This window comes from Brevibacillus sp. SKDU10, from assembly GCF_001645205.1.
GTDB lineage: Bacteria > Bacillota > Bacilli > Brevibacillales > Brevibacillaceae > Brevibacillus_B > Brevibacillus_B halotolerans.
In genome coordinates this window covers 30,834-47,755 of the sequence record NZ_LSSO01000003.1, presented here as the reverse complement: position 1 = coordinate 47,755, position 16,922 = coordinate 30,834, and the positions used below count along the sequence as shown (strand labels likewise).

The following is a 16,922-nucleotide window of genomic DNA, read 5'->3' as shown; positions in this document are numbered from 1 at the left end:
GTATTGGAATGACCAAATTGTTTTTCGCAACGAAATGATTAGAATCTACCAAAATCAGCAAAATTCAGAGATTTTTAATTCCATGCTGTTCGAAAACTTGTTTGAGGACAACAAGCCGCGGAAACCCGAAGACGGAACAAAAATAAAAAATTCCCGCATCGTGTCCAAGCTTGTAGTGACGAACAATAAATGGATTTTGCCAATTCCCAACAAAGTCGTTCATAAGAATGAAATCGACGCCGCAACGGCAAGATTGAACGACGCCGTTACATTCGCCAAAAACCAAAAAACAGAAGCATACTTCGTCTTTAATCCGTCAAGGACCAAAGCGTTGATGCATTTATATCCGAAATATTTTCAAACCGACGCTTATGCTAAATCGAAAGAGTATTTCTTGTCTAAACTCGATAAAGATGTAAACGTGATTAATCTGGGAGAAAAGTTCGATACCTTTACAAAGGCACAATTGGAAGAGCTTTACTTCGAAACCGACCATCATTGGAATATCAAAGGCGCTTTCATAGCTTATCAGGAAATGATTACGCAGCTATCTAAAAAGTCCTCCAAATTCGAAGGCACGCCAATGTCCTTGGATGAGATCAATGTTTCTACATTAACAACCGGTAATTTCAAAGGCAGTTACAATACTCAAATCAATTATGCTGTAAATCCGAAAAATGCAGATAGAACGCCGATTTATGAACCAAAAATGCCGTTTACATTTAAGAATTTTGAGGCTATTAGCACGGACGGCAAAGAATTTATCACGAGCTTTCATGATTTTTATCGTTTCAAATATGGAGAAAGCGATTATTCTTATAAGATCCTATATGGTGGAGACAAACGAAAAATCGCTTATGAAAATCCAAAAGCCAATAATCAATTAAATGTCCTGCTGATAAAAGATTCTTACATGAATCCAATTACGCCTTATCTGGCGCAGCATTTTAACAAACTAACCGTTTTAGACAATCGCTATTATTCGGATTTCAGCTTAAAAAAGATTTTGACTAGCGAGAAATACGATATCCTTATCATCGCTTGCCATGATGACAATCTATTCAGTAACAATTATCAATTTGAAAAAAGGGCAGGAGAGTAGATAAAGAACATGCTGTTGAGTATTGGGCATGAGTAATATTTCCACATTACTGCAAGGAATAAAATTCCTTTCTAATATAGAGCAGAATACAAATCAAAGCCTCCTACAAATTCGTCAATTAAACTATTTAATTAAAGGATTTTTGTTTGTGTTGTCCCTTCAATGCCAGTAACAACTAATATTGAAGGGACTCCCAATAATATCATTATTAGTAATTGTAACGAATTTATCTTACGTAGCCTCTTGTAATTCTCCTGTTTTACTAAATGTCTTGCGATTTAAGAAACCAACAATAACAGCTACTGTCGTCAGAAGTGCAGCTAAAAGGTACAAATTGTCTATACCGAATCGATCTGCGAACCATCCCAACATTAATAAAGAAACACCAAATGTAAGATTGACCATAACATCCAACGCAGCTAATGCTTTGGGCAACTGGAGAGCATTTATACTCTGCTGAAAAAGAGTCCTTCTTATTACAGCAGCTATTTCTATTGGTGGTCCAGTTAATGTCATGAGTACGAGGGCAAGTAGAGGGTGTGTATTACATGCAAAAAACACAGCTAATAGGATATATACGGTAAATCCAAGTAACATGAAGAGAAAACTGCGCTTTTGTAGCCGTTTTACCAAAGCCACTACTAAAATACCACCTACAATTGACCCGGCAAAAAAGGAGCCGTTCATGATGCCTAACCAGCTTTCATCACGATTCAGGACTTGCTTAACAAAAGCCAATACAAACACGCCAATCCAGGCTGTTCCCCCCATGGTGTCCAATGTATCAATGATGGTAAGTGTACGAATACGTTGGTTATGCCCAATGATTTTCCAACCTTCTGAAAAATCATTCCAAAATGACTCTTTTCCCTCAGTAGTCTTGTCCCTTCCTGTTACATTCTCCTCTTTATCAAGTTGCTTTTTCTTTTCTGCATTCATGTCCAGAGGATCTTTAATAAGAGCTGTAAACACCATCGCTATAAAGTAACAGACCAACGCTAACGTGAGCGTAGATTGCGAGCCAATCAAAACAACAATTACCCCACTTATAGCCCATCCCGCGCATTTTACAATATGATCACTTACGGAAATGAAACCATTTGCTTTCATCAAACCTTCCCCTAATGCTAAACGGGGCACAAGCGCATTACGCACAGGATTAGTCCACCCATCCAGAAAGGACATTCCAAATACAATTGGAAAAACGATGGGATATGAGCGCTCCTCTGGAACCATCCAAAGATAAAATAACAGCAAAGCAAGTAGAAAGAACTGTCCGAATTGCGAAAAAAGAAGTATTCCAGGTAATCTGTACCTTGAGAGTACCAGTGGTGCCAATAAACCACTCAACGTTTTCGAGAAGAATCGGAATAAGGGAACAAAAATAGTTATCAGTAGCGAATCAGTGCTGTTTAAAACTAAGGATATCAGACCCATCAAATAAATAATATCAGCTATATTTGAAAGCGTCTGAGTCCCGAATAAGTAATAAAAAGATCGTGTAATCATATTTTTTCCTTTCATTATGTTTAATCTTTTAAATGTTTATTATTTATAATCTTTCCACCTTTTTTATAACATATATTACTATTAATTGGTATTATAAGTTAAAATAAAAAAATATTACAGTTATATCAATAGGTGGGGATTTTTGAAATGGGTTCAATAAAAACGTTACGCTCTGAAATTGAAAGGAGCATGATGTTATTCGGTTTTAATCTCACACAGCTAGGTAAGTTAGCAGATATAAAGATAGGAAATTTGAGTACCTTTTTAAAAAAAAATCGCCCTATACCCATACAACAACTTGATCGAATTACGAGGGTATTTGGATATGGTGATGGATGGTTTTATCCGTTGTACGTGGATGAATGTTTTTCTAATGAGAAAGTAATTCGTCATAAGATGGTGTCTTACTTAATAAGATGTTCAGAGCTAAGTAAATTTGACTGCATAAATTTAGTTATGCCAAGGTTACTGGAAGATCAAAAGAACATTGAGATTTTGTTTTCTGTTGCTGAATCATTGTTTGACAAAGGAAAAAAGAAAGAGTCTGCTTTCTTTTATCAGATTATAACTGAACATGAAAAGGACAGTCATTCTGAACGTTTAGCTATCAGCCACTATAAATTATTTAGAGTTTATCTGGGAAAGAATGCAGAAGAGAACTGGAAAGCGATTATTCAATTCCATCCTTTTCGAAAACGCGTGCCAGAGAGATTTCAATTAGATGCATTATTACAATTATCTACTATTTGTTTTACATTACACAGATGGAAAGAAGTTGAGACATATGCAGATGAATTAAGGGAATTGGCAGAAGCTGTTTACAATGATGAATTGAGAAAGATTAATAATAATATCATTGAACCACTTACAACTGACCGACATCTCGTTGTATATTATGGGCAAGGGTATTTATTGAAAAGTGTAGCTCTTGAAATGCAAGGACAATATGAAAAATCCAAAAAATACCTTCAAGGATACGCTGATTTAAGTTGGTTTACATTGCTAGATGATGTGGGAAAGAGAGAAGTAGAAAAGTTCTCCGTCTGGAGCAAAGCAAATTTATACACTCTAGATTTGTTATCGGGGAATATAAATATTTTGACCGACTATGTAAATTTTCTTGAAAATCATTCAGAAGAAATATTACCTGCACTAATAACCATTGTGCAATCTGCTAATGTATATAAATTTTCAATAGATGATATTCTTGAGCGTTTTTCTGACTCAATCATTAGTTTTGATTCCTACAGAGATCCTGTAAATGTTAGTAGATATTTGCAATTCAGGTATCACAAATCTAAGTATGAATTTGAAAATTCTCGCATTGGAACAGGGTTAGATGATATATTAAGGTGTATAGCTTTAGCTGATATTGCCAATCATCATGAGGAGTATAAACGTTCTTTGAAATTGTTCTGGAAATATAAAGATTATGCATCAGATCAACAAATAGATTACTTTCAAAATATTATGGATGGAGGTTGTGAGGATGAAGAAACCTTTACTTTCGTTAGCCGTGTCAACCAGATTAATTAGTGGAGTTCATGTAGCTATCATGGCAATTATAGCTTATCAACATGGTGTAGGTGGGTAATCGTATTAAGTGATGAAAGGAGCCAAGTTATTCTTATTCACCTTTCATTTTTTCATTAAACGTTATATATTTCCCTTAATCATATAGCGCTTCCACCTGTTATGACGTTTATACGGATGTTTAGAGACCTCCGTATAAACGTTTTTTATGTTATTTTGATGTCTGGTTCCGAAAAAAATTAACCTAAGTATTAACTCATTTTTACCGCGTTAACTTTTTATACAATTTTCTCAGTCAGGATTTTGATGAAAGCTGATGTATAGTTTGATTAGTAAATATTGGTTATTAAGGAGGAGGTTGATATTAATAATGAGCTTGAAATAGAAAGGGACAATCCTCATTCCCACAGTACAGGAACGTCCTCTTTCCAATCACTACATTGTGCTGCCACTTTATCACAGAATGACGATCTTGAAGTCGTGCGCCAGAAGTTAGTAAATTATTTATCCAAGAAGGATCTTTTTCAATCAGCAACTGGATGAATATATCGTTGTAATTCAAAAAGTTACAAAAACAACAAAGTAACTATCACGTAAAATAAGCTGTACAGAAAACTACAAAACCCTTTTGAAATAGCCATTTTTCAGCTATTCCCTTCCTTGATTATCCACTCAGTCAAACTAAGTAAAGATATTCAGACAGACGATGAGAAAAATCTGAATAGGAGGAAATAATATGCTAGCGTGGAGTGACTCAGACCCTATAGATTGTTTGCAGAATAAAAACAATGATCAGAAATCTATTGGATTTCAAAAGTCAGCAGTCAAGTCTCAAAACAAAAATCAAACAACACATCAACAGGAGAGAGAATTTAAAAGAATCTTGGAGGAGGTGATGATCGATGAAAGATAAAAGGACGTTCCCAGCCGGCCAGCGAGGAACGTCCAATAACAAAACATTAAATACATCCCTATCTTAACACAGCGTGGTTGCGATTCACAGAAATTCTCAGAACCTTTACTCAAAAAAATTAGATGTGACTACCACCCCTAAAGAGGAAATAGCTTATGTTCACAGAGTTCTGGGGTGGTAGTCAGAAGTGTGTTTCTCCGTATAGTTGTCTCAATTTGATTTAGATAATATTTTTTATGAAATATTTACAAAAAATATCATTGTTGGTAATATTTATTAGGAGAGGTTGTTATGAATATGAAAAAGAAAAAACTTATTGCAAGTATCCTTGCAGTTGCGTCTATTCTCACAGTCATTTCTTCCGCACATGCTAAAGTCGAACCTAACAGAGAAGATCCTGGTACGTATCCATTCAAGTGGCCAGTTCCAGATTCCAGCAAAATTAACAGTGACTTCGGATATCGAAAAGATCCTATAACAGGGAAGAGAGTGTTGCATGCTGGACTTGACATCGCTCCTGTGAAAAGAGGGGTTCCAGGAGACAAAATCGTAGCAGCTTATCGGGGAACAGTGATTCGTTCTGAAGAGTCTAGTAGCTACGGAAATGTAGTCTATATAAACCACAAACTTAGAAAAAATGATTGGGTTCAAACAAGGTATGCACATATGCACAAAAAGCCTATCGTAGATGTAGATGAGGAAGTTTCAAAAGGAACAAAATTGGGCTTGATGGGAGAAACCGGTGAAGTAACAGGAGTCCACCTGCATTTTGAAACACGAGAATCTTCGAAGGAACCTGATAGATCAAATAAATCAGTACCTGTAGACCCTCTAAACTATGTGGAGCAACCAAGAAGTCTAGATATCCAATCAACTGTAGATGAAGATGGCTTTGTACCTAACCCGTACAATGAACTATACAGTGAAGAAACATCCGATCAGTAGGTAATACAAATTCCCCTTGGCACCTCAAGGGGAAATTATTTTTAGGAGGGAACCATGAGAATAATAAGCTCATTCATTGTGATGATCCTACTTGCTATAAACCTTTCTGGATGTGCTAGCACAAATGTAAGTAATCAATCGATGGGAAATACTGTTGGTAATATTACGAACATGGGGTTCATTAGTTCAAGTTCAGATGATTGGATTTATTATGCTAACACGAATGATCAAAATAAGTTGTACAAGATGAAGGCAGATGGATCAAATCCTACAAAAATCACAGATGATCAAGCTTATGATCTCAATGTTGTAGATGATTGGATTTATTATCGAGCATTAGATAAAAACGCTATGATGTATAAGATGAAAACGGATGGCACTTCCAAAACCCAATTAACCAAGGAACCATCAGGTTATATCAACGTGGTGGATGATTGGATCTATTACTCGGACTATTCCGGGTATACGCCTGTGATGTATAGAATGAAAACGGATGGGTCTGGTAAACAAAAAATTACCGATGATTATTCGGAGCAACTATTGGTATTGGAACCATATGTTTTCTATCGTAATGGAAACGATGATAGTGCCTTTTATCGTATAAAGAATGATGGGAGCAGTAAAGAGAAAATCAGTGATAACCGTGTAAACTTCCTTAGCTATTCGGATGGGTGGTTGTATTTCGCCAATGGGAGGGATAAGTTCAAATTATATAAGATGAAGATAGATGGAACAAAAAGCACAAAACTAACTGATGATTCCATTAATTCGGTTGTTGTGGATAATGAATGGATCTATTACAGCAATGACATGGACCACAACAAATTATATAAAATTAGGATAGATGGTACCAATAAAACAAAGATTTTAGATGATACTGTAGAGCGGCTTAATATCGCAAAAGGATAGGTTTTTTATTGGGAAGGTAGGCAAAAAGCAAATCTTCACCGTGTTAAAACAGACGGAACGAACAAACAGGAAGTTAAATAAACCTAAAGGTAAGATAAACAGTTTGAATATAATTATTATGTATCAGCTGTAAAAATCTTGAAAGGAGGAAGTCATTCTTCTCGATCTTAGTACAAGCCCTACATTAATGTAACAATTTTTATCAAAATTCGTTTAAAGGAGTTGTTTGTATTGCGTAGAATCCTTGCCTCCACTCTTACATGCTTATTACTCTTTGGAGTTGTAGGTCAAAGTGCATTTGCTCTAAAAGAAGAACAAAAAGGTATAATCGTATTAAAAAATTTGAATGGTCTAGATCGAACTATAAAAATTGATATTCCTAAGGACGCAAACAGTACTAAAGAAAAAGTCTCATTTGCTTTGCACGAATTATTATCAGGCAATTATGAAAACAGTGAGGCATTTAGCGAGATTCCAAAGGGAACCGATATAAATAACCTAGACTTTGATGGGGAAAAGCTTACGATTGATCTGAATCATGAGTTTCAGGATAATTTGACAAATAACCACAATGTTGGGTTTATTTTAGACTCATTGTTGGGAACAGCTTATCAGTTTGACGATATCAAAGAAGTAGATTTTTTAATTGATGGTGCTCCAATCGGATATCTTGATATGTACGATTTCTCAGTTCCTTTTGAACGTCCAACTGAGGTTAAAGAAAAAAGTAAGAAACAAAAAGTGTCTCCTATGAGAAATGAGCCAGGTGCTGATCCAGTCATAGTTATTGATCCCGGTCATGGTGGAAAAGACCCTGGATCAATAGGAAGCGACGGAACGGAAGAGGCTGATTTGAATCTTGAGATCGCAAAAAAACTCAGAGATTATCTCGAAGATAGATTAAATGCCACCGTATATATGACTCGCACAACAGACAAGTATATTGATCTTGATAAAAGATATGCACTTGCTAATGAAAAAAAAGCAGATATTTTCATTAGTGTACATATCAATTCCAGTTCAAATTCCAGTGTTAAAGGAACCACTGTAATATATCCTAACAATCATCATATTAAATTAAGTAGAGAGGCTGCCGATTTTGTACACAACAGAGTTATCGATGTCCTACGCGACTATAAATCTCCATACGAAGACAACCGTAACTTGGCAGTTTTACGTGGAACTAAAATGCCCTCAATTTTGACTGAAACAGGTTTTATATCCAATAGTTCTGATTTGAAATATTTGAAGTCAAGCTCAGGACAGGATGAGATTGCTAATAAGATTTACAGAGGAGTAAAAGACTGGTGGTTTGATTAAAGGAGGAATTTAAAATGAAGCTAATTCCGTTTATTACCTTATTGCTTTCTTTTTTGTTACTTGCAGCATGTGGAAATCAATCTACTATGAGTCAAAATGTCGAATCCACTCTAAAGAATTTAGCTGTTCAATACATTGAAGCAGAGTATAAAGGTGATAAAGAGTTACTCATGAAAGTAACCAGGGAAGAAGCAAAGAAAGCTGTTGAAGAAGATCAACTCAACATCTTTAAAGATCAACATCTTGATCATATCGTAGACACAAAAATCGAAAAAATTTCCGATAATGAATATAGTTTGGTTGTAACCGTTAGCTCATCTCCAAAAGAAAACGAGCAACCAACAAATTACACCGAAAACTTAACTATGACTAAATATAACGAAGAATGGTTAATTACAAAGGTTACTAGAGAACAATAGAAACAAATAGGAAGTTATAAGAAACCGGTTTTCACCACGTTAAGGGTGTAACCGGTTTTATTACTAACATTGGTTAACGACCGTAATGATTCTAATGTAGTGTCGGTCGCTCCGGGCAGCAATGATATTAAAAAAATTAGCTGGTGTTAGAATAGGGAAGTATCCCTGAATTTCTGTGGTGAATAGTCTCCTGTCACCATGATATACAGCTACCGAAATGAGTAGGGAACTTGATCTTTCTGTTAGTTATCTAACCGAAAAAAATAACAAGAAGCAGCCATCACTTAAGAAACTAGAACGCTATGCAAATGTTCAGGGCTTAAAAAATCTTCAATTCTGCTTTTGGCGGAGCAATTGCATAAGGCAGAAAAGACAAATACAGAACGTGAGTTAATCAGGAGTTTAATGGTTCGCTGAATCCCAAGGGCTTTTCGTGTTGCCTTTTTTTATAAATCCAGAAAATAACGCATGACTGCCAAACATAACTTGAGTAGTTTTCCGCATGTAAATCAGAATCGAAAAAAAACTTGCTCTTGATGCCTAACTAAACTACCCACAAGTATTCCTTCTATTCGGCTGTAAAACCAGCACTTCATCTCCTAACTCCGATAATTTCTCCATCAGGGCATCCATGCCATGCTCTAATTTATATTCCATTTCCTCTTTATATAAAGGCAGCAGGAAATAGGCATTAACCTTATTGCCATCCTTTGTTGGAATGACGCTGATTTCCTCTTTTAACTGGAAGATGACAACTCCGTTTAACCCAGTTGAATCTGCATATGGCTCATAGTCCTGATAATTGGGGATGGTATGTCCATATCCCAACCAGGTATTATACTGATGAGGAAAACGAGCCATCTGCTTCATTAATCTGATCGGCCAATAATTATTTTCATCCTGCATCGATTCTTGTGTTAATTCCCAAGAAGCTGGCAGGAACATCATAACCTCTGCTCGATCGAATTGATCATCAAGCTGCTCTTGCACCTCATCTGGTATTGTCATTGGTAAATCACTCATACCAGTTGTATATAAGACCCAAAAGGGCTCTTCTTCTGTAGGCTTCAATATATTCACATCAATATGTATGGTATCAGATATGATCTCATGAAAAACACTGCTTTCTCTTCCGGGAAATACTGCTTCAAAATGTTCCGCGATTTCCTCTACATATTCCATTGGGGCTGGGGGAGAATAGCTAGCTGATTCTTCATATTTGTAAATCGTAGTGCCGTCCTTTGATTTTTCTCCGTTGTTCTTGCCGCCGAATATCTTTTTTAAAAAATTCATCTAACATTTTCCCCTTTGCATTATTTGTTTTCAACAAATTTCTTGGAAGTCTTCTTGTGCTTCTCATCTTGTTTTGTGAACGAGAGAAGCGTATGCTGTTCTATTCCTTCTTTACCTATGTATTTCATTTGTGCACATTAAATGAAGATTATGAAAATATTGCAAGGACGAAGTAAACTAGCCTTACATGACACGTTTACCTACACATTTATATTTAAGTAAATGCTTTATAAAATAGCAAGTAAAATAAGGAATTTCATTGTAAAGTTTCACATGAATGACTCGGTGAAAAAATGATTTTCCAGAACGTATCGTACAGGGCTACAACCTATACCCCGGCAAGAGAAGAGCAGCCAAAAAATTTTTATAATAAAAGTGAAAGATCAGCAGAAGCTCTTCCGTCTATACAGTGATAAGGAGGTGGAACACAATTGGATGACAATGCTGGAGCACGCATTGAACAATGGTTTCTAGCGTACAGCACTGATATATATCGTTTTCTCGTCTATTATACGGGGCGAACGGATATAGACGATCTTGTACAAGAGACCTTTATTCGTGCCCTAAAGGCTATCCATTATACCGAGATTGCAAATCCCAAAACATGGCTGTTTGCCATTGCTAGAAATGTCGCCATTGATGAAAAGCGTAAGACAAAGCTAATAAGCTGGCTGCCGGATATATTCCTGCAGCATCTCGTTTCACCTGATAAAACACCTGAAGAATCTTTAGAATTAAGCGAGAATAAACGTTTTCTTTATAACATCATCAATCAGTTGAAACGATCTTATAGGGACGTGCTGATATTGCGTGGTATCAAGGGGTTATCTAGCGGGGAGACTGCGGAGGTATTGGGGTGGAGCGAAGCCAAAGTAAATCTCACTTTACATAGGGCAATAAAAGCTGTTCAAAAAAAACGGAATGTTCCTGTTTCGGAGGTGATTCAAGATGCCGTCACAAGATGAACAAATGATATTGGAAGAGTTAAATCATTTCCCCAATCAGAACCTTTCTTGGGAGCGCAAGCAAGTGATAGTAGAAAACATACGAAAGGAGAGAAGAATGATGCAAAAACAAAAAAGACGGAAAGCATATTTGGGATGGGCGGCAAAAGGACTTATCACATGTGCAGCGTTATTTGCTTTTATCTGGATGAAGCCATTCTCTTCTCCATTAGAAACCTCTTCTTCAATAGACACATCAGGAAATAAGGATGTAATAGAGCAAAAGTATATTACGGCTGCTCAAACAGAAATAAAAAAAGCGTTTGGCATTAATAAGGATTTTCATTTTGAAAAGTTGGATAAACACACTGATTCCTATACGTTAGAGACAGAGGATCGAGAGGCAATGGTGTGGTTTAAAGCTGGAACTACAGAGGTTATAAGCGTCACGGCTGAATATAATATAGATGAGCTGCCGAATATCTATCAACAATATGTAGAGACCGCACGAAATCGGATTAAGGAAACGAATCTACATGATAATTTTCAAACGGTCCGTCTTTATAAAAACAAATCAGGAACTGGCATGACTCTTTTGTCAGAAGTTAACCAGAGGCTTAGTGTCGATCTGAATACAAATAAAGTGGACCATTACTCTTTAGATTACAATCTGGATAATGTGGATAAAAAGTATGTGTCCATAGCTCAAAAAGCGTTAGTGAAACTTTCAAATAAAAATGATTTCTCATTTAATCATGCAAAAAAGACCTCTTATGAAAAAGAAGATAGGTGGAGGTTCTCCAATAAGGAAGATGAGTATCATGACAAATATTCTGTTGAGATTGGAGCAAAAACAGGTCAAGTGTATCGTGTACATTATGAAACTGATCATTATAATATCAAATCAATAGACGAAGCGATGTCAGTGGGTAAACCGCTCATCAAAAACATAACTGGAATAGATGTTACTGGGTATAAGGTTGATGGCGGTGATCATATGGGAGGCTATTTATTTCAGAGTCCGGGGAAAACAGCCGTCTCCATATTAACTGATAGAGCGATTGATAGATCGGACGGTGGTAATGTTAGGGGTCTCATTGTTTGGTGAATAAGCAAAAGCTACTGACTAGCATACTTTGTCAGTAGCTTTTTTGTCCTTTTGACAGCACTATATTACTAATTCCTTTTGAATTTTTTTAGGTAGCTTATGAAAAACCAATTCATAAGAATGAGTAATCAGCTTCTCCCACAATTCAGCAGGAATATCGGCATCTAAATAAATAGAATTCCAATGACTTTTATTCAAGTAGTAACCAGGAATAATCCCCTCATATGCTTCTCTTAGCTGTTCGGCTCGAGCTGGATCGCATTTTAAGGATAGGATAGGCCTTCCGCTAGAATCTCCACCAAGCATTGCAAACATTTTTCCTCCTACCTGATAACGCTCTGCTTCCCATTCCACTTTGTAATCATGAACCGCTCAATAGGCTTCCAGTGTGGATTTTTCCATGATAAGCTCCTTTCTGCACGCATTTTTTTCATTTTATCACTGATGGCTATCTTAGGTGTAAGAGACTATTGATTGAAAAAAGAGGTTGGAGGCAGTGCAAGGATTTTATCATGAAAAAGAGAAGGAACGAGGCTTGTTGATGACGTATAGGAAGAGAACAAACAGGAGGACAACCTAAGGAAGGAACAGGATTGGACTTTTATCATTTTTTTCATTTTATTATCAGCAGAGGGATAAGCTGATCCGTTGTTGAAAGCAATCTGGGTGGAATGATTTATATTCTAGAAATGAATCAGGCGGGTAAAGGGATGATTGCTCCAAACACAACCAAATATAAGACAATGTAGACTAGATAAAGATAAACAAGTCTGATCTTAAATCTTTCACAAAACCGTTTAACTGCGTTTGTCAGAAACGAATCAAAGAATGTAAGGATAAGAAAAATGATGGATAGCTCAATTATTGATGCAAGATAAAAGTTGGTAAATAGGAAATCGACCCAATAATTCAGCTTTATACATATACTAATAAAAACAAAAAAGATAAACATGGAGTATCTTTTTTCATGGTTCATATGTGTTCCTCCCAATTCCTAAAAACGAAAGAGATACTCCCATTTTTAGATATGGATTACCACTTTTTTCGGTCTATTTCGTAATACTCTACTTTTTTCGGCTTCTTAAAATTCTCATCTTTGTAATGAACAACAGTCTCGTAGTAAATATCAGATTGTATGTCAGAATCCTGTACCTTCCAAACCCAATATCCAACATAAGTATCAGCTAATGTTTTCTTGCTCCATGCGGAAAGCTTCGCAATAGTCCAACCTAATAGTGCCTTTTTTAATTTTTTTGTTGGAATCGGAATCTTTTCTGCCACCCAAGAAACAATGATGTCAGCCATTTCTCTGTGGACACTATGGTCGTAATGATCGTATTTTGGACCATAGACAATTTCAGCGCTTCCACCAGGTCCGTCAATGATTGATGTTCTATTTTCTTTCATCATGCTCTCATACATACTCTCCAATTGATGTTCACTCAATGGATTTGGGCCAGCAAAGATAATTCCATGGCAGGTGTACGTATATTCCGCGCTTTGTTCAATAGGAGAAGTCGTCGTGCTCTCAATTGATGCAAAAGCAGATGTTGTCATGCTTAATGTAGTAAGAAATGCCAATAAGCTTAACGAAAATCTTTTCATCAAAAGAATCACCCTCCTTTTTGTTTTATTATAACAAATATTACAAAAATAACCAATTTAAGATGTATTTTTTACCAAAAAATCCCTTAACCTTTTTTCCTTAGCTGTTTTTTCAGTACAAATAGGTGTATTAATCAACTTGTGTACTAATTTTTCCATAATCCATAACTCAGTTGCTGTTGTTGAGAAATGGTGTCTCACTTACAACAATATATTGTATTTTACGTTGAGACTTTCTCTTGAGTTTAGCTATTTTAATAACATCCTATTGTACAGTAAAAAGCATCAATGTATGTGTTAAAACCGCTTGTTGCCTCCTATATGGTATTTTGCATGGTGTCTTGAGGTTTTCCTTTAAAATAAAAAAGGAGAAACCCTCTTTCGTGTTAGACAAAATATGACAAGCTTTCACCGATAAAAAAGAATGCGATAGCTCTTTTGATGTGTTGCTATAACATATGACAGCGATAAGCTGCGCGAGTATCTTCATATACTTGGTGCAAACGGAGCTTTTACATCGACAATGTGAAGCATAAAACACCAAATTAGTAACTAAAAATGAAATATCCCGCTGCTAATTTCACTGGGTATAATGGTTCAGATTCATATGCATTTGGTCACCGCTATAATTTACTTACAAACTAACTCCAAAGGAATGTAATCGTATTTATAGGTAGTGAAGTATATCTGTTCTATTAGGTTAAGCAAAAAAACGATGATGGAAAAATTGCTATTTATTTAGTATAAGTATATGAATGTGTATAAAATGTCACCGTTTCCTATAAGGGTATTTAGCTTTCTTTACTAGATTATGGTGATAGGAGTAGTAATCATAAATTGGTATAAAAACAAGAAAACCAAGCATGAATCAAACATTCAGGGTTTTTACATGACTAAAAAAACATGGTGGATTTCTCTCAATCTAGTCACATTGTACAGTTAACGAATACTATATATAAATTACATATACTAAATGTTAATCTCGCATAGTAAAAGGTTAACATTTGGTAGATAAGACCCATTTACTTACAATTATTACCTAATTATGATAATGGTGTAAGTTACATTGGGATGGAGGTAGATTTATGCGTAAACAATCTAAGAAAATGATTGTAAGTCTTTTGTCTACGTCACTATTGGCTGTATCTCTAGCAGTTCCTGTTTCAGCATCAACCACATCTTCCGTACAGCAGGCTGTAGTAGTACCGAACAGTGAGGTTGGGGCGCAAAAGGTAGGGACCTATGGATGGAAGACTCATATTACAAAAGAAGGTGTACAAATAGTTATTAAACACATTAGAAAAGGGGGAGCTACGTTAGAAAGAGCGATTAGTAAGCTATCTCCTGCGGCGGCTCAATCATTTAAAAGATGGTCTAATAAAATAGCAGATCATCTGGAAGGACTCATCAAAGGGTGGGAACAAAAAGAAGAATACGCTATTGTTTATGTAAAGGATCAACTAAGGAACTTTTTGAAAGCGAACTCCAATCTTTCTGATGGAACAATCCAGGAGATTGTTGTTGCGATTGAGTGGCTCCTCTGGTTCGTAGCTTAGAGAATAGCTGAGGGGGAACCTTATTGCGCGAAAAAAATACCTACTATGATTGGCTAATCGAACAGAACATATCACCTGACCAGCAATCTAAGCTTCATATTCTGCTTTATTTACTTTCTGATAAGCTGACAGGCGACCTTATTACCGCTGAGTATGACCGAAAAATACGCGACTCGGTTCCAGAGTTTGCGCATATTTTGGATGCATCCACAATAACTCAGGAGTTAGTCTATTCTACCTTAGAGTCAAATTTTCAGTTTTCGAAACCTTCAATCAATCGAATGATAGAAGGTATGAGACAGCAAGGTAATTTTGCAAAGCTTACAGAATTTATGGGACAACCTTAAGCATCCATATAGAATAAAATATAGGATATTGGAGCGGCGGTGATAAGCTGCTCTTTTTTCTTTTTATAGAGCAAAATCGAATGGAATATTTTCACTTCTTTTTATTGAAAACGACATCAATGTCTTTTATAATAAACATACCAACAAAAACGACAACATTGTATATTTTACAGGAGGCTCGAACCACTATGGCTCCAAGAGTAAGCGAGGAATACAAAAAACAAAAGAAAATGGATTTGTTACAAGCGGCAAAACGGGTGTTTGTGGAAAAGGGTTATACACGAGCGACGATGCAAGACATCATGGACGAGGCAGATGTTTCAAGAGGGGCCTTGTATTCATACTTCGATAACATCGAGCATGTGTATCTTGAACTGCTTCATGCTGAGGATGAAAAGGATGCGATGTTTTTTCGTATAGATGAGAAAGGCACGTCCTGGCAACAGATAACCAAGTGGGTTAATCGGCAGCAGCAGGAAATGCAAAGGCTTGATCAATCTCTTCTGCTGGCTAATTCGGAGTTTTTTTTATCAACGAATTACCGCAAGAATCGAGACAGCTATCCTTATGTCACCGCACGCTATCAACGTCTAGCTGAGGTATTAACGGCTTTTTTTCACAAAGGAATCGAGCAGGGGGATATATGTCCGCGTATTCCAGTTGAGTCTATTTCGCTTTATCTGATTTCATTTATGGATGGTTTAATGCTAGATACTGCCCATTTGGGGCCAGAAAAAACAAAGGTGAAGGAGCAATTGGACGTGTTGCTGTTTTCATTAAGGGAAATGCTTTGTCCGATTGCAGAAAAATAAGCAGACAATATGCAAAAGGGGGAGTAAGGCGATGCTGTTTCAATCTGCAAGAATTTATTTTAGAAAAATGACTGCCGACGATGTAGCTATCTATCATAGATGGAGAAATGATATGGAAGTGATGCGAACTACCAATCCATCTCTTGATCTGTTTACATTAGATAGCACAGAAGAATTTGTGAACCAGGTCATTTTGGGAGCAAGTACATCGAAAAGCTATATGATTATCGAGAAGGAGTCGGAAGCCCCTATTGGGATCGTCTCACTCATTCACATTGATTGTAAAAATCGGAATGCTGAATGCATCATCGATATTGGGGAGAAGGCATATTGGGGAAAAGGCTATGGAACAGAGGCAATGAAGCTGCTACTGGATTATGCCTTTTTGGAATTAAACCTGCACCGCGTATCATTACGAGTGTTTTCTTTTAACAAAAAAGCCATTGCCTTGTATGAAAGGGTGGGATTTAAGCACGAAGGAATTTCACGAGAATACATTTTTCGAGACGGAAAATGGAGCGACATTTTTCACATGGGGATACTTCAAAGAGAGTATATTGCTACAAATGCCGCTGTTTGTGAATAGGCGAAAGCTACGCAAAAGATC

17 protein-coding genes are annotated in these 16,922 nt (G+C 36.4%); 13 read left to right on the top strand and 4 right to left on the bottom strand.

Translation table 11 applies throughout. From position 1 onward, the window contains the following. On the top strand, positions 1-1,102 hold a 1,102-nt coding region (locus AYJ08_RS00860; protein ID WP_064016210.1), incomplete at its 5' end, for a DHHW family protein. A 231-nt stretch (positions 1,103-1,333) separates the two neighbouring features. Here AYJ08_RS00860 and AYJ08_RS00855 read toward each other — a convergent pair. After that, positions 1,334-2,539, bottom strand: a complete 1,206-nt coding sequence (locus AYJ08_RS00855; protein ID WP_369799653.1) for an MFS transporter — start codon at positions 2,537-2,539, stop codon at positions 1,334-1,336. A 219-nt stretch (positions 2,540-2,758) separates the two neighbouring features. Here AYJ08_RS00855 and AYJ08_RS00850 point away from each other — a divergent pair, with 219 nt between their 5' ends. The 6 genes from AYJ08_RS00850 (at position 2,759) to AYJ08_RS00830 (ending at position 8,650) form a co-directional block, all read left to right on the top strand. After that, on the top strand, positions 2,759-4,147 hold the full coding sequence (locus AYJ08_RS00850) for a hypothetical protein (RefSeq protein WP_064016206.1): 1,389 nt from the start codon (positions 2,759-2,761) through the stop codon (positions 4,145-4,147). 733 nt (positions 4,148-4,880) lie between these two features. Beyond that, complete coding sequence (locus tag AYJ08_RS23230) at positions 4,881-5,057, top strand: hypothetical protein (protein WP_157452760.1); 177 nt, start codon at positions 4,881-4,883, stop codon at positions 5,055-5,057. A gap of 291 nt (positions 5,058-5,348) precedes the next feature. Further along, complete coding sequence (locus tag AYJ08_RS00845; protein ID WP_064016205.1) at positions 5,349-6,002, top strand: M23 family metallopeptidase; 654 nt, start codon at positions 5,349-5,351, stop codon at positions 6,000-6,002. A 54-nt stretch (positions 6,003-6,056) separates the two neighbouring features. Next, positions 6,057-6,911, top strand: a complete 855-nt coding sequence (locus AYJ08_RS00840; protein WP_231928958.1) for a DUF5050 domain-containing protein — start codon at positions 6,057-6,059, stop codon at positions 6,909-6,911. A 231-nt stretch (positions 6,912-7,142) separates the two neighbouring features. Then, on the top strand, positions 7,143-8,231 hold the full coding sequence (locus AYJ08_RS00835; RefSeq protein WP_064016204.1) for an N-acetylmuramoyl-L-alanine amidase: 1,089 nt from the start codon (positions 7,143-7,145) through the stop codon (positions 8,229-8,231). A 14-nt stretch (positions 8,232-8,245) separates the two neighbouring features. Continuing rightward, positions 8,246-8,650 (top strand): hypothetical protein, encoded by a 405-nt coding sequence (locus tag AYJ08_RS00830; protein ID WP_064016203.1) that lies wholly within the window; start codon positions 8,246-8,248, stop codon positions 8,648-8,650. A 549-nt stretch (positions 8,651-9,199) separates the two neighbouring features. Here the strand turns inward: AYJ08_RS00830 and AYJ08_RS00825 are convergent. Then, positions 9,200-9,943, bottom strand: a complete 744-nt coding sequence (locus AYJ08_RS00825) for a suppressor of fused domain protein (protein ID WP_064016202.1) — start codon at positions 9,941-9,943, stop codon at positions 9,200-9,202. 431 nt (positions 9,944-10,374) lie between these two features. Here AYJ08_RS00825 and AYJ08_RS00820 point away from each other — a divergent pair, with 431 nt between their 5' ends. Both AYJ08_RS00820 and AYJ08_RS00815 read left to right on the top strand, forming a co-directional pair. Continuing rightward, complete coding sequence (locus tag AYJ08_RS00820) at positions 10,375-10,908, top strand: RNA polymerase sigma factor (RefSeq protein ID WP_064016201.1); 534 nt, start codon at positions 10,375-10,377, stop codon at positions 10,906-10,908. Continuing rightward, entirely contained in the window at positions 10,892-11,995 is a 1,104-nt protein-coding gene (locus AYJ08_RS00815) for a hypothetical protein (protein WP_064016200.1), read from the top strand. Before AYJ08_RS00820 ends, AYJ08_RS00815 begins: the two co-directional genes overlap by 17 nt. 60 nt (positions 11,996-12,055) lie before the next feature. On the opposite strand, the gene AYJ08_RS00810 is transcribed toward AYJ08_RS00815, so the two are convergent. Both AYJ08_RS00810 and AYJ08_RS00800 read right to left on the bottom strand, forming a co-directional pair. Then, complete coding sequence (locus AYJ08_RS00810) at positions 12,056-12,349, bottom strand: MmcQ/YjbR family DNA-binding protein (protein WP_231928957.1); 294 nt, start codon at positions 12,347-12,349, stop codon at positions 12,056-12,058. A 678-nt stretch (positions 12,350-13,027) separates the two neighbouring features. Beyond that, a complete protein-coding gene (locus AYJ08_RS00800; protein WP_064016198.1) occupies positions 13,028-13,600 on the bottom strand; it encodes a hypothetical protein in 573 nt (190 codons plus the stop codon). 1,085 nt (positions 13,601-14,685) lie between these two features. On the opposite strand from AYJ08_RS00800, the gene AYJ08_RS00795 reads away from it, so the two are divergent. The 4 genes from AYJ08_RS00795 (at position 14,686) to AYJ08_RS00780 (ending at position 16,901) form a co-directional block, all read left to right on the top strand. Then, on the top strand, positions 14,686-15,156 hold the full coding sequence (locus AYJ08_RS00795) for a hypothetical protein (RefSeq protein ID WP_064016197.1): 471 nt from the start codon (positions 14,686-14,688) through the stop codon (positions 15,154-15,156). A 23-nt stretch (positions 15,157-15,179) separates the two neighbouring features. Next, complete coding sequence (locus AYJ08_RS00790) at positions 15,180-15,503, top strand: hypothetical protein (protein ID WP_064016196.1); 324 nt, start codon at positions 15,180-15,182, stop codon at positions 15,501-15,503. A 188-nt stretch (positions 15,504-15,691) separates the two neighbouring features. Beyond that, positions 15,692-16,315 carry a TetR/AcrR family transcriptional regulator gene (locus AYJ08_RS00785; RefSeq protein WP_064016195.1) on the top strand — a complete coding sequence of 208 codons (624 nt, stop codon included), beginning with the start codon at positions 15,692-15,694 and terminating at the stop codon, positions 16,313-16,315. 31 nt (positions 16,316-16,346) lie between these two features. Continuing rightward, on the top strand, positions 16,347-16,901 hold the full coding sequence (locus AYJ08_RS00780) for a GNAT family N-acetyltransferase (protein WP_064016194.1): 555 nt from the start codon (positions 16,347-16,349) through the stop codon (positions 16,899-16,901). Positions 16,902-16,922: the final 21 nt, after the last annotated feature.

Bases quoted from the DNA above. Each gene is read 5' to 3' on its own strand.
- AYJ08_RS00855 (WP_369799653.1), bottom strand. From the start codon at position 2,539: ATGGGTCTGATATCCTTAGTTTTAAACAGCACTGATTCGCTACTGATA.
- AYJ08_RS00850 (WP_064016206.1), top strand. From the start codon at position 2,759: ATGGGTTCAATAAAAACGTTACGCTCTGAAATTGAAAGGAGCATGATG.
- AYJ08_RS23230 (WP_157452760.1), top strand. From the start codon at position 4,881: ATGCTAGCGTGGAGTGACTCAGACCCTATAGATTGTTTGCAGAATAAA.
- AYJ08_RS00845 (WP_064016205.1), top strand. From the start codon at position 5,349: ATGAATATGAAAAAGAAAAAACTTATTGCAAGTATCCTTGCAGTTGCG.
- AYJ08_RS00840 (WP_231928958.1), top strand. From the start codon at position 6,057: ATGAGAATAATAAGCTCATTCATTGTGATGATCCTACTTGCTATAAAC.
- AYJ08_RS00830 (WP_064016203.1), top strand. From the start codon at position 8,246: ATGAAGCTAATTCCGTTTATTACCTTATTGCTTTCTTTTTTGTTACTT.
- AYJ08_RS00825 (WP_064016202.1), bottom strand. From the start codon at position 9,943: ATGAATTTTTTAAAAAAGATATTCGGCGGCAAGAACAACGGAGAAAAA.
- AYJ08_RS00815 (WP_064016200.1), top strand. From the start codon at position 10,892: ATGCCGTCACAAGATGAACAAATGATATTGGAAGAGTTAAATCATTTC.
- AYJ08_RS00800 (WP_064016198.1), bottom strand. From the start codon at position 13,600: ATGAAAAGATTTTCGTTAAGCTTATTGGCATTTCTTACTACATTAAGC.
- AYJ08_RS00795 (WP_064016197.1), top strand. From the start codon at position 14,686: ATGCGTAAACAATCTAAGAAAATGATTGTAAGTCTTTTGTCTACGTCA.
- AYJ08_RS00785 (WP_064016195.1), top strand. From the start codon at position 15,692: ATGGCTCCAAGAGTAAGCGAGGAATACAAAAAACAAAAGAAAATGGAT.
- AYJ08_RS00780 (WP_064016194.1), top strand. From the start codon at position 16,347: ATGCTGTTTCAATCTGCAAGAATTTATTTTAGAAAAATGACTGCCGAC.